This window comes from Mesorhizobium sp. M6A.T.Cr.TU.017.01.1.1, from assembly GCF_004023115.1.
In the GTDB taxonomy this organism is placed as follows: Bacteria; Pseudomonadota; Alphaproteobacteria; order Rhizobiales; family Rhizobiaceae; genus Mesorhizobium; species Mesorhizobium mediterraneum.
The window spans coordinates 1-12,107 of the sequence record NZ_RZTA01000025.1 but is presented as its reverse complement, the minus strand read 5'-3'; the positions used below and the strand labels follow the sequence as shown (position 1 = coordinate 12,107).

Below are 12,107 nucleotides of genomic sequence, written 5' to 3'. Positions count from 1 at the left end.
GAAATTGCCCAATAAATGACGCCACGTAACCAATGTCATGTGCTTCAGCGCTCATTCTCTTCATAATTTCTGGCAGAGAGAGCGCAACTGTGCTTTGAGTTCATTCCGGCCTAAACCTTCGGAAGCTTTGGCTTCGTGTCCGGCAATAAGGCGAGAGACCCTCGTTCCGTGTTGCCACCTTCCCAATTTTTGCAAAGGCCGTGCCAACACCTCAGCGCCCGGTAAGCGCCATTTGCTTTGAAAACCTCCACAGTGCCCAGATGTCGGTTGTCGTGAACCTGACATTTTGTTTGCTTCGCGCCGCCAGAAGGCGTGGCCACAGGCACGGTCCCGAAGCACGAAGACCATAAGAGCGCGTGCGACACGCGGCATGACGTCGTCTGACGCATCGATGTCGGGCTCCACTACGTTGAAGTTGCCGCACGCCAGATGGTCGTGAACGCGTTCAAACTTGACCCGCGAGCTCGAGCCGAAAAGCAGCGCCAGGTTTGGCCTTGTTCGGCGCCGGATGAGGCGGCGCAAGCCGGCGGCAATGGCGGCGACCATGCCATGGCGCCTGTCTTCGCCGCCCTTCGAGCGCTCCGACTAGGATGTGGTACGCGCTCTCACCATCCCTATGGCTAGACGATAGAGGCCGTAGAAGCCTGATGCGCCGTGGTCCAGGCGGTCGGTAAACCATCTGAACGTTGGCATGGGCGCATTGTGGCAGCCGGACGATGCCTTCTTCGATCTCCTGCGCAACAAGGATATTGCCAACGCATGCTGGCCAATGTTGCAGTCAAGCGTGTCGCGGACGGCAATTTCGCCGAGAAGGTCAAGAGGCAGAAGCCGATCGTTTCCGGTCCGGCGAGAACGATCGCGAGAAACTCGAGAGGCTGGCTGCCGCGCTGGATGAAATTCCCGATCGTGCTACACCATTCACAGCGGCTTCCGCGCGGCCGATCAGTGGGCCAAGGCCCGGTCGCAGTTTGCGCCGCCAAACGCGGAATGAGCGGACAGGGCAGGGCGAGGATTTCCTGGCCCGTTCCTGCGACGCGGCTGCTTCCGCCGTCGCTTAAGTTGCATGTGCACGTATTCGCGAGCAGCGAGTGCTGGAATCCGCACAAGCCACGGCGCGTGAGCCCTTATCAATTCGGGAAACCTGCTCGTTTATCGGCGCTGTCGCAATTGGCGCGGAGCTTGCCAGGACCCTTGGTGCAATGTGAGACCGGAGCGCAGCCACGGGAGATGCCCGGGAGGGAGGAACCCGCCTCCATCCGGTCAGGAGACAAGAATTGTTGAATATAATCCCGCACACCCGCAGCGCGAGTCCCGCGCCCCTAAGCCCTCTTATCCCAGCTTTACGTGCAGGTGTTTGCTGCAGTCACGCTCAGCAATCGCACTCGGCCGCCTGAAGCCGCTCGGCGAACGGCGACCGCGGCTGGGCAGTTCGCACGCACACAGCGCCGCTCACGGATTGGTCGGCTGTTGGGCCCAGCCATCCCACCGCATCTGTTCGAATAGCACGAGCCCCTTGACCTCCCGTCATCCGCGAACAGCGGGTGAGGCATTAAAGCGGTGCCCCCTTTGACGTCAAAAGGCCAGCCGTTGCTGCCCTGCCTTCCACCGTTACTTGGAGCCCCCCATGCTTAATCCAAAAGCCGGCCCTATCGCCCTTTCAGTCCTCTAGCCCTGCTTTTTTCCGGGCTGGCGACGCACTGGCGGCGCTCGCCTCCAGCAAACAGGGAAAATATGAGGCGTTCCATCACGCCCTTATGGCTGCTCGCGGCCAGCTCAGCGAATTCGACATCTTGACTATCGCACGACACGTTGGCCTCGAGGTTGAGCAGCTCAAGCGGGACATGGAAGACCGCGCCATCGAAAACGTCCTCGAGCGCCATTGCGCGCTCGCCAAGGAGCTGTACATCAACGTCACGCCGGCGTTGGTTCTCGGCGACGAAGTGATTCAGGTGTGCTCAAGATTCACACGCTGGTACGCTTCATCGCCAAAGAGCGGGAAGAAGCTATGCGTCGTGCCGGATCACCAACTTCGGCATTGTGACAGCGTGGCGGCCGGTGCGATCCCGTTCTCTGGCCACGAGTGCCGCCTCTCGCGTCGGGCCAAATCTCTTATATGGCCCGGCAACGCGGTGCCAGCGTGCAAAGTCCTGCCTTCAGCTCGCTTTCCTCAACTTGGCCGAACGCGATCGCACAGCTCGGTATTCAGCCGGTCCTGGTGTTTCCGTTCCGCCATCGGCGCCTTTCACCGAAGCCTCGCCAGAAGATAGGCGGGAGGCGCGCCGACGCCTGCTTCAGATCGCGGCCGGCGCGACGATGATCGTCATGGGCTCTCGCCTCCTAGGTGATCGTACAAGTCCCAATTGTCAGAAGGATCTGTTGACGTGGACGCCTAGGCGCCAAGCTCGCGCCGCCTGTCGACAGTGTGGTCCTTGGCGTGTTGGATAAAGCCGCAAAGCGGTCGCAAGAAATCCCGTTCGGATTGACGAAAATGACGGTGGCCGCACCCATGCACCTCGATCATGCCATTCAAGGCCGAGGCTCTGGTCGAGGTCACCTCATTGAGGATGACGGCGGCCTGAATTGCCTGGATCAAGCAGCCAACCGTGGTGCGCGACACCTCATTATTGAATTGAGGGCGGCGCCGGTGTTCCGGCATTGAAATCCTGATATCAATTGTGCGACAGGCTGCCTCATCGAACCGCTGGCGGAGGCAAGCGTAGGCTGCAGCACCAGATCACAGGCATGCCGCCAGCGAGGCCATCCCATGTGCTTAATGGCCATGCCGCCAAGATCGAATTCGCTACCGGCATGAAACCTTGGTGTGGTGGAGGTGTTGAGAGGCACCTGCGCCAGGCTGGCGAACGGTTAGTAGCGGGCAAAACCCGTAGCTCAGCTCATAGCGCGCCTAAACAAAGGCGGGCATCGTACAAGGCCGCAGTCCTTCGGACTTAGGTCCAAAAGAGCGGCCCAGGTGATTTCGCAAGCCGGGCGGGGTTTGCGCCGTTCGCATCAAGAGCTGTCCGCCCGGCCAATTCTGTCCCTCACATAAGCTGGCGGTCAGCCGCAAACGGTATACCAGCTGTCGAATCGGCCATTGTTTGGAACCGCACACAGAGCGCCGTAACAAACCTTCTCACCCTTGAAGTAGGCCAGGAACTGCAGCAAATGCGATATTTCGCGCTGTTCATCTTCGTCCCGGATAAGCTCCGGACCGCCCTGCGACTTCAGTGCCAGCTCGATCAACTCGATCGCCCGATCTTTGTTGCCGCTCTCGTGATAGTAGAGGGCTGCCAAACGATAGGGCAGGAGCTTACGTTTGTCGCTTTCCGGGGGATTCAGTGCCAGGATGTGTTCGGACAGCTGTTTTCCCATCGCCAAGCGCTCAGCAGACGGAAAGTGCGAATGGTCATAGTTCGGAAAGAAGAGCTCGTCTAACGCCGCAACCATCCAATTCTCGGAGTTTCTGTTGATCGCGTCGCGAACGAATTGGCGCATGACGGGCAAGCCGACCTGCATGTCCTTCATTTTGTGAAGCAACAGATTCACATGAGAACGGCGGAAACCGAGGTTGTCCGGCATCAAGGCGATGCCTTCTTCGATCGCCGAGAGCGCCGTCCTCCAATTCTTTTTCTCCACCGCCGCCCGATATCTGTCATTGATCGGCTTCTTCAGCGCTTGTTCGCGCGCTATGGGTTCGCCTTCCGCGATCCGCTCCGCATCGGCGGATTTTGCTTTATCGCTGGTGCGCCAGCTGCCGTTAAGCACCTTCGGCAAGACCTCATCGAGTTCCGTCGGTGCACCAATAAAGGCGATGCAGCCGTCTCGGTCGACCACGAAACTGGTGGGAATCCAGAAAGAAAAGCTGGGCTCCATCCAAAGCTTGTCCATTTCGCCTGTCGAGTCGAATGCGATCCGATAGTTCAAATTCGGGAACTTTTCCGTCAACCAAGCGTCCAACGTGCTTCGGGCCTCATCGGCCGTTGGAGCGCGTTCACTAGCCGCGACTCCTACGATCTCAACGCCGCTTTCCCTGTATTTCTCCTGCAGCTGCATCAGATGGGGCATCCCGTCCACACACGAACCGCACCAAGTTGCCCAAAATTCGACGATGTACACTTTGCCAGGCTCGAAGCTGGTGAGGGGCTCGCCACGCAGCCAGGTTTCCGCTTGAATCGAAGGAGCCGGGGACTCGATCTGCAACACCACGTTGTTCTCCAAAGCCGTTGTCAAAGGTTGTGAGATTTTCTGCACGAGCTTATTTCCCTCTCAGAGACGGCACACGGTTCAGGGGAGAGAACATCCTCGTCTGCTCCATTGCATACCGTCCTGCTGCAAGCGTTGCAAGGTCCATGCCAGCGGGCTCAGCGCGCAAGTGCATGAATATGCTTTGAAAAACCTCCGTAGTGCCCGGATGGCGGTTGGATTGAACCTGACAAATTTCTGCCTTTGTCAGGTTTTGAACGCGCATTGCCCGTGTTTCGCGCCGCCAGAAAAGCGTGGCCCATCCGCACGATCCTGAAGCCCAAACCGTCGAACCCGTGCGACACCGCCGCAATCATGTCGCGCCATGCATCGATGCCAAGCGCCTCGGCGTTGAGCTCGCAGCACGCCAGAGACATCATCGACGAGACGTTCAAGCTCGACCCGGGAACGGGAAAACGGCCCGAGGTTTGGCCTTGGTCGGGACGGCCGAACGGCAATATCGCCGAGAGGGAAAGACGCAGAAGAAGATCATCACACCCGGCGAGCCGAAAGTGTCGGCAAGCCATCGCAGAAGGCAGCAAACATGCAGGCCCAGACGTATCGCTGGGCGATCTGAGGGAGTGGCATACGTTGCGCGCCTGGTGCAGAAATTGCTCGCATCATGCCGAAGTAAGGTCGGCCGCGCTAATCCGCCGGTATGGCAAAGGCGCGCTATTCAGCACGGTCGAGGGCACTTGGTTGCCCGGGAATTGAACCGGCTCATCACTGGTCAGTGACAATGCCAGCGAGTTCATCTCGAACGCCATCCTCTCCTGCGCGGATCAGAACCGGTCGAATGGCATTCCATGCGCATGGCAAGCATCGCTATCGCCTGTGGCGCGCCGACTGCAACACCGCGCGGCCGCACTCCCAAATCGCCTGGCAGACACCGGCCGAGTTCGCCACCACCTTCAACCCGCGACGGTCGCTCGCGCTGCGCTATGCGAAAGGTTCCGCGCCAGCGCCCGTCGCTTCACCCGCCCAGCAGCGCACAACCCACGCCGGAAACGAACCCAAAACTGGAGAAACTCGGGGCGACGTCATTTAGATTCCACCCATGCAGAGGTACTTCATTCCGAGGTAGTCTTCGAGCCCGTGGCGGGAACCCTCCCGCCCGATGCCGGACTGCTTCAAGCCGCCAAAGGGCGCCGCTTCCGAAGACATACGCCCCGTATTGATGCCAATCATGCCATATTCCAATGCCTCGGCCACGCGCCAGACACGCCTCAGGTTCGAGGCATGGAAATAGGCGGCGAGCCCGTAATCGTGTCGTTTGCCTCACAGATAACCTGATCCGCATCGTGGAAGCGGATGATCGGCGCCAACGGCCCGAAAGTCTCCTCTTGCGCAACCGCCATGATGCTGGAGATCTCGGTGAAGACTGTGGGTTTGAAAAAGGTGCCATCCTTGCCGATATGTTCGGCCGCGCATCGAATTATCCCACCTTTGGCAACGGCATCTGCGATGTGGGACTCGATCTTGGCCAAAGCATGCATGTCGATGAGTGGTCCGACGTCCACTCCCGGAGCGAAGCCGTCCCCAACCGATAAGTGCCGGACTTTCTCCACGAACTTCTCGACGAACTCATCGTGAACGCTCGATTGGACGTAAAGCCGGTTCGATGAAACGCGCAAGTCTGGCCGGCATTGCGGAACTTCGCCTGGATCGCGCCGTCAACCGCAGCGTCAATATCCGCGTCATCGAAGACGATGAAGGGCGCATTGCCGCCGAGCTCGAGGCTGACCTTCTTGATCTGGTCCGAGCGCTGGCGCATGAGCAGTCGGCCAACCGCGGTGGAGCCTGTAAAGCTGATCTTTCGGACCTTGGCATTGGAGCAGAGTTCGCGGCCCCACGCGACCACCTTCGGTCGCATAGACCAGGTTGACGACGACGTCAGGAAAAGCCGGCTTGCTGCGCGAAGCCGTGCCACGCCACGATCAGATCGAGCGCGGCTTCGTTGCGTGCGGGTTCTGTGGTCAGTGGAGGGCGGAGGAAAAAGCGCTCGGCGTGCTCGCCCTCGCGATACCGCTGGTTCGCGCCGGCAAGCGCCCATGTCGCGTCGGCAGCGCCCTGGGCGCTGCCGTATTGTTCTATGAGGCGGTTCGCGATTGCCTCGCGCATCGTCTCGCCGATGGATGCCGCGTGTTCGCTGCGCAGGCGGAAAGCTTCGAGGAAGCGCTGGCGCATCGAGGAGACGTCGATCCGGAATTCTCCCATTCCATCATCGACAACCGCTTGAGCGAATGATGGGTGGTCGGGAGCTGGGTTCTGAATGATTTCCAGCAAGCGTAAGCGCGTGCGCTGTATTCGTCGCCCGCTCAGGAACAGGCGGCCATCCCGGGTCGGGCCGAGAAGCACAGCGCTCGCCGCCGAGAGGTAAGCGTTGGGATACAGGTATTTGGCGATGGCGTGCTTGAGTATCGTGGCCTCGATATCCTCCCCGGCATCGACATAGATGCCGCGCATTAACTGGACGAGCTTGCCCGTTTCAGCCTGATAGTGGCTGCGGGTTTTATCGATGTTTTCCCAACGAGGTGAAGGGCCATTTTCTAAAGTTCCCGTATCTGAGATACGGGAAAGCTAGCATAATCATCATATTCAAGAGTTTCTAACTTTCCCGTATTTGGTATACGCAAAAGTTAGAATACTTTCTCGGAACGACGGCATTCTTCGGGGCGGGAATCGAATCACGGGAGAGAACCTGGTCTGCGAGGGCGCGCAGGCAGTCTCAAGGCGTTCATTCTGCCACACCATAGTCGGATCAGCCACACGTAGTTCGGCGAGTCCTTCAGCTATTGTAGAGCGTGGGATTATTCGCTGTCACGGGCCAACGCCCGGCCGAAAGCAGCTTCTTCGCCGCCCCCCCCCTGCCTGGTCGAGGATCACCTGCTCGATGAGGGCCGGGCGGCGCTGGATGTAGTCCATGCCGAGTTTGTCGAGCTGCAACCCGACAAGCGTGGCGGAAATCGACCTGGAGGAACCCAGATTGTGGATAGCATAGGCGCCGATCAGATACTTCTTGCTCGCTTCGAGTTCGGCCGCTGTTGGGCCTGTGTCCACCAGCTCGTTGATCAGTTGTGTTATCAGGTCGAGCGTCTCGGCCGCCCTGTCGGCGCGCGTCGACGTCGTCACGACAAGCATGTTGGAATGCTGGTAGCCTTCCAAGCTGGACGAGACACCGTAGGCAAGGCCGCGCTTTTCGCGCACTTCCTGGAACAGACGTGAGGTAAATCGTGAGCCTCCGACTATATCGTTCATCAGCTGTCCCGCGTAGAATTCCGGGTCGTTGCGTCCAATGGCGAGAAAGGCCAGCTGGAGCGAAGTCTGGTGGAGGGCGTATGCGACCTGCGTCCGCTCGGCGCTTAGTGACATCAGATACGGGGGCGAGCGCCTGTTTCTGAGGCAAATCGCCGAACAGCTGGTCGAGCCTTGCTCTCAGGGCTTTGGCATCTATGTCGCCTACGACCGCCACATGCAGCCCGTCGCGGGCGAAAGCGGCTTTGTGGAAGGCGCTTAGATCGGAGGGCGTTACGCTGGTCAGGCTCCCTTGGGCGGTCTCGAATACGCCGTAGATTCCGCGCCGCCAGGCCAGCTCGGCGATCGCGTGAGGTTCGCGCTCATTGGCAATGATTTCGGAGAGAAGCTAGGCGCGTATGCGGTCGAAAAGTGCTGGTATAGCCGGCTGCGAGTCCCGCCGCCGAGGATGTCGGCCAGCAGTCGAGCGCCTCGGCCTCGCACCAGGGACCGCCCATCGAATGACTCATGCGAGGCGTCTCAAGGCTGTCCGCGATCCAGCGCCAGATCTCCGCCTCGCCCGAGGCGCGCAGAGCTGGCCCGGTTGTGCAGAGCCGTAGGCAATATTCGCCTTCCTAGTTCGGATGTGTAACGCTTGCGTCTCCCGTCGCATTCTACCTCGCTTTCCGAACGTAGCCGTGATGCGAACTCTTGCTGCATATAAAGTCGAATCAGGGGGATTGGGTCATACGATACGGAGTCTTGACTTTGGCAGTCGCTCTGCGACATTACCTATATAAAGGTCGAAAGATGGCGATATGGATCATGCATAGGTCACGGAGACCCGAATGACGGCAGCGCATAAACGCACCTATTCGCGCTACGCGATGGAAGCGCTTGGCCTTTTCGGTAAGACCATCCGGCTGGGCCGGATGCAGCACCGGTTAACCGCACAGGAGTTAGCCGAGAGAATCGGTGTTTCACGCAGCACCCTGCAGCGCATCGAGAAGGGCGATCCCAAAGTCGAAATCGGACTGATGTTCGAAGCTGCTGCCATTGTCGGTGTGAAGCTGTTCGATGCGGACGGCAAGGGCATCACAGCCCTCACAGGCCGCATGGACGATCGCATCGCGCTGCTGCCGAAGCACGTCTACAAGGCCGGCAAGCAGATCGTCGATGAGTTCTAAGGTCCCCAAGTACGACGAAGCCTATGTCTGGGTCTGGCTGCCGGGCGAGACCGCACCGGTTGTCGCCGGGCGGCTATATGCCCATGACGGACTCGTCAGCTTCAACTATGGCAGGAGCTTTCGTGAACTGGGCAGCGCGATCCCGCTTTATCTCCCGGAACTGCCCCTGAAGGCAGGCGAATTGCCTTTGCTTCCTGGCCTAACTATGCCGGGATGCATCCGCGATGCTGCCCCCGATGCCTGGGGACGACGGGTTATCCTAAACCGCAAATTCGGTGTGAAGGGCGATGAAATCGCGCGGCTCGATATTTCAGAACTGACGTTCCTGCTGGAAACAGGCTCGGATCGCATCGGCGCGCTCGATTTTCAGTTTTCGCCCACGAATTACGAACCGCGCGCACTGGCCAATGCCACTCTCGAAGAGCTTGTCCAATCGGCGGAGCGGGTAGAGAAAGGTATTCCGCTCACCCCCGAATTAGATCAGGCGCTGCATCACGGCAGCTCGATCGGCGGCGCAAGGCCAAAGGCGCTGATCGAGGACGACGCCGTCAAGCATGTCGCGAAATTTTCCTCGTCTGCCGACCTTTATAGCGTCGTCAAAGGAGAATTCATAGCCATGCGGCTTGCCGCCTTGTGCGGCATCAGAGCGGCATCCGTCTCGCTCGTTCGCGCCGCAGGCAAGGACGTGTTGCTCGTCGAGCGATTCGACCGGATCAAGGTCACGGGCGGCTGGCAACGCAAATCCATGGTCTCAGCGCTGACGATGCTCGCGCTCGATGAGATGATGGCGCGTTACGCCAGCTACCAGGATTTGGCGGAGATCATTCGCCACCGATTCACCGCGCCGTCGGAAACTCTGCGCGAGTTGTTCAGCCGCATTGTCTTCAACATACTTTGCGGCAACACCGACGATCATGCCCGCAACCATGCGGCATTCTGGGACGGAGCTAAGCTCACCCTCACGCCTGCCTACGATATTTGTCCGCAGGCCCGCAGTGGCCAGGAGGCCAGCCAGGCCATGCTCATCAGCGGCAATAACCGCATGAGCCGGATCGCCTCCTGCCTTGAAGCCGCGCATCACTTCCTGCTCAGCGCGCCGGAAGCTCTAGCGATTGTTGAAGGCCAGCTCCGATGCATTGCGGAGAATTGGCCGCGTGTCAGCGAGGAAGCTACGCTATCCGGCACAGATCGCAATCTGTTCTGGGGCCGACAGTTCCTCAATCCCTACGCTTTTACGGCGCTGGAAGGGAGCGCCGACGTTCTCCGCGCTCTGGCTGACGAACTACGCAACAGTGTTCACGCCTGATCCGGCGCTGGATTTCGGATAAGCTCGGCAAGTGCAAGACGCCCACAATATGGACAATCCTTGCCGTGCCAGCACGAAGACATGAACAGACTGCTCTTCGACAGCGACAACGTGCAAGCGGAGAGATGTGGAGCTGACACCGCAAGAGCCCACAGACGCGCGACTTCCCACGATACAACTCCACATAACTGAGCGTCTACAAGCGGTGCAGCCAGCCTAACATCCCGCCATCATAGCGATGATCGTCTGGTCTTTTGCCGATGACATCACGTCGGGAAAGACTTGTTCGAGCGCTTGCCGCTTCATATCGATACCGGCCCGGGCGTAGCGCATCGTTACGTTCAGCCCCGAGTGGCCTAGCCATTGACTGATGGTGGCGATGTCAACATCCGCCTTGACAAGGTGGATGGCCGTCGTGTGCCGCAAAGAGCGGTGATGGATGCTTTTTCCGCCAGGGTGGTTCCTTCCCCCGCAGCCATATCAACATGTTTGCGCAGCAAGTATCGAACACCGAACCGGGTCAGCGGTGTGCCGCGGTCGTTGAGAAAGTCCCTTTGCTCGGCGGGACAGGGCGATACCAGACGAAGGTCACAAATTCGAAGATTCAGGATTCCCTGAACTCGTGCATCCGTATTGAACATCAGCGAAAACAGCGCGTAATCCCGCTGTCCAGAAGGCGTGCGGCGGTCGATACGCGCCAGGACGCTCTTGATTTCCGGGCCTTCGAGATATGCGACAGGTGCCACCCGCGCGCCCTCTTGAAGGGAAGTGTCACCACCAGTTGCAGCGCATCCATATATTCGGGGTGCTCCGAGATCAGGGACCGCGCAAAGGTATTCATCGCCGCCAGCCTTTGCATTGCGGGTCGCAACTGCCACGCTCGACCTCAAGTGACGTGAGAAAGCTGCCGATCCTGTCGTTATTGATGTCGGAGACCGCTTCTTTCAAGAATATCTTCCCGCTCTCCGCGGCATGAGCCCGTGGCATGCTTCGGCCCAATGCGGTGGATTGATGTTTCTTCATGCCACAACCTCGCTGACGAGACCGCCGAAAGCCCCTTCAAAGCGGTCGGTGGCGATCTCTCTCAGCTTTGGAAGGTAGTGCATTGATTTTTCGTGGAATGAGGACCCTGTTTAAGGGGTGCTTTTCGTCCAAACGGGACCCCTTAACGATGGGGTCATCAAGATGCCTCCGGCTTGATCCGAGGCATTTGTGTTTTGGATGTTGGTTTTGGAGACGATTGCAAAGATACGTCGGCTGTCGCTGGTCCAGGGGAAGTCGAGCAAGGCGAGCTGAAGATCTCGCGCAAGGTGGTGCGCAAGGTCCTGCGTTCTGAGGAGACGGAGTTCCGCTACGAGCGCAAGCACCAGCCCTATCCCCGCATGGGAGCCTGGCGTGAGACGCTGGACCGGCTGCTGTCGGCGAATGCGGCCAAGCCGCAGCGGGAGCGGCTGACGCTGATCCGTATTTTCGAGGAGCTTCGCGGCCTCGGCTATGACGGCAGCTACAGTTCGGGGTGGCGGCATGCTCAGAGCTGGGCGGCGGATCGCGCCAGCGCCGTGGCCGAGGCCTACATTCCGCTGAGTTTTGCACCTGGCGAGGCTTACCAGTTCGACTGGAGTCACGAGATCGTCCTGCTCGACGGCGTGACGGTGACAGTGAAGGTCGCGCACATGCGGCTCTCACAGCCGCATGTTCTTCGTGAGGGCCTATCCGCGCGAGACGCACGAGATGGTGTTCGACGCGCATGACCGGGCGTTCGCCTTCTTCCGTGGCGCCTGCACGCGCGGCATCTACGACAACATGAAGACGGCGGTGGACGCGATCTTCATCGGCAGGGATTCGCCGCTACAGCCGCCGCTTTGCGCAGATGTGCGGGCATTACCTTGTCGAGCCGGAGGCCTGCACACCGGCGGCCGGCTGGGAGAAGGGGCAAGTCGAGAACCAGGTCGGGCTGGTGCGCGAGCGCTTCTTCACACCGAGGCTGCGCTTCAAGACGTTGGAGGATCTCAACGGCTGGCTGGCCGACAAATGCGTTGCCTAATGCCAAGGCGCGTCGGCATCCCGAACAGGGTGAGCGCACGATCTGGGACGTATTCGAAGAAGAACGCGCCAGCTTCATTCCCTATGCCGGTCGC

10 protein-coding genes and 4 pseudogenes are annotated in these 12,107 nt (G+C 59.5%); 5 read left to right on the top strand and 9 right to left on the bottom strand.

Features of this window, described 5'->3' with window-relative positions:
* Window positions 1-60 precede the first annotated feature (60 nt).
* Complete coding sequence (locus tag EOB36_RS10775) at window positions 61-546, bottom strand: hypothetical protein (protein ID WP_128284825.1); 486 nt, start codon at window positions 544-546, stop codon at window positions 61-63.
* A 1,208-nt stretch (window positions 547-1,754) separates the two neighbouring features.
* Between EOB36_RS10775 and EOB36_RS10770 the strand changes: the two genes are divergently transcribed.
* On the top strand, window positions 1,755-2,267 hold the full coding sequence (locus EOB36_RS10770) for a hypothetical protein (protein WP_245467726.1): 513 nt from the start codon (window positions 1,755-1,757) through the stop codon (window positions 2,265-2,267).
* Window positions 2,268-2,389: 122 nt separating this feature from the next.
* On the opposite strand, the gene EOB36_RS35000 is transcribed toward EOB36_RS10770, so the two are convergent.
* From EOB36_RS35000 to EOB36_RS10755, 3 genes are all read right to left on the bottom strand, one after another.
* On the bottom strand, window positions 2,390-2,593 hold the full coding sequence (locus EOB36_RS35000; RefSeq protein ID WP_245467724.1) for a hypothetical protein: 204 nt from the start codon (window positions 2,591-2,593) through the stop codon (window positions 2,390-2,392).
* Between the two features lie 464 nt (window positions 2,594-3,057).
* Window positions 3,058-4,251 (bottom strand): TlpA disulfide reductase family protein, encoded by a 1,194-nt coding sequence (locus EOB36_RS10760; RefSeq protein WP_245458614.1) that lies wholly within the window; start codon window positions 4,249-4,251, stop codon window positions 3,058-3,060.
* A 110-nt stretch (window positions 4,252-4,361) separates the two neighbouring features.
* Window positions 4,362-4,637, bottom strand: coding sequence for a hypothetical protein (locus EOB36_RS10755; RefSeq protein ID WP_126097371.1), 276 nt, complete (start codon window positions 4,635-4,637; stop codon window positions 4,362-4,364).
* A gap of 331 nt (window positions 4,638-4,968) precedes the next feature.
* Between EOB36_RS10755 and EOB36_RS10745 the strand changes: the two are divergent.
* Window positions 4,969-5,290, top strand: a pseudogene (locus EOB36_RS10745) (hypothetical protein); the annotation flags it as partial.
* On the opposite strand, the pseudogene EOB36_RS10740 reads toward EOB36_RS10745, so the two are convergent.
* The 4 genes and pseudogenes from EOB36_RS10740 to EOB36_RS35720 all read right to left on the bottom strand — a co-directional run.
* Window positions 5,287-6,143, bottom strand: a pseudogene (locus tag EOB36_RS10740) (aldehyde dehydrogenase family protein); the annotation flags it as partial. The pseudogenes EOB36_RS10745 and EOB36_RS10740 overlap by 4 nt on opposite strands.
* Window positions 6,136-6,708 carry a hypothetical protein gene (locus tag EOB36_RS10735; protein ID WP_245467722.1) on the bottom strand — a complete coding sequence of 191 codons (573 nt, stop codon included), beginning with the start codon at window positions 6,706-6,708 and terminating at the stop codon, window positions 6,136-6,138. The gene EOB36_RS10735 and the pseudogene EOB36_RS10740, both read right to left, overlap by 8 nt.
* Before the next feature lie 354 nt (window positions 6,709-7,062).
* Window positions 7,063-7,614: an insulinase family protein gene (locus EOB36_RS10730; RefSeq protein WP_281035475.1), complete on the bottom strand. Its 552-nt coding sequence runs from the start codon at window positions 7,612-7,614 to the stop codon at window positions 7,063-7,065.
* A 43-nt stretch (window positions 7,615-7,657) separates the two neighbouring features.
* Window positions 7,658-7,720, bottom strand: a pseudogene (locus EOB36_RS35720) (hypothetical protein); the annotation flags it as partial.
* Between the two features lie 604 nt (window positions 7,721-8,324).
* On the opposite strand from EOB36_RS35720, the gene EOB36_RS10725 reads away from it, so the two are divergent.
* On the top strand, window positions 8,325-8,663 hold the full coding sequence (locus tag EOB36_RS10725; RefSeq protein WP_245467721.1) for a helix-turn-helix transcriptional regulator: 339 nt from the start codon (window positions 8,325-8,327) through the stop codon (window positions 8,661-8,663).
* A complete protein-coding gene (locus tag EOB36_RS10720; protein WP_128284822.1) occupies window positions 8,653-9,969 on the top strand; it encodes a type II toxin-antitoxin system HipA family toxin in 1,317 nt (438 codons plus the stop codon). The genes EOB36_RS10725 and EOB36_RS10720 overlap by 11 nt, the downstream gene beginning before the upstream one ends.
* A 356-nt stretch (window positions 9,970-10,325) precedes the next feature.
* On the opposite strand, the gene EOB36_RS34630 is transcribed toward EOB36_RS10720, so the two are convergent.
* Entirely contained in the window at window positions 10,326-10,715 is a 390-nt protein-coding gene (locus EOB36_RS34630; protein ID WP_206637156.1) for a hypothetical protein, read from the bottom strand.
* A gap of 475 nt (window positions 10,716-11,190) precedes the next feature.
* On the opposite strand from EOB36_RS34630, the pseudogene istA reads away from it, so the two are divergent.
* Window positions 11,191-12,107: pseudogene (gene istA / locus EOB36_RS10710) on the top strand (IS21 family transposase); the annotation flags it as partial.

Excerpts from the sequence above, each read along its gene's own strand:
- EOB36_RS10775 (WP_128284825.1), bottom strand. The coding sequence starts at position 546 with ATGGTCGCCGCCATTGCCGCCGGCTTGCGCCGCCTCATCCGGCGCCGA.
- EOB36_RS10770 (WP_245467726.1), top strand. The coding sequence starts at position 1,755 with ATGGCTGCTCGCGGCCAGCTCAGCGAATTCGACATCTTGACTATCGCA.
- EOB36_RS10735 (WP_245467722.1), bottom strand. The coding sequence starts at position 6,708 with ATGCGCGGCATCTATGTCGATGCCGGGGAGGATATCGAGGCCACGATA.
- EOB36_RS10730 (WP_281035475.1), bottom strand. The coding sequence starts at position 7,614 with ATGTCACTAAGCGCCGAGCGGACGCAGGTCGCATACGCCCTCCACCAG.
- EOB36_RS10725 (WP_245467721.1), top strand. The coding sequence starts at position 8,325 with ATGACGGCAGCGCATAAACGCACCTATTCGCGCTACGCGATGGAAGCG.
- EOB36_RS10720 (WP_128284822.1), top strand. The coding sequence starts at position 8,653 with ATGAGTTCTAAGGTCCCCAAGTACGACGAAGCCTATGTCTGGGTCTGG.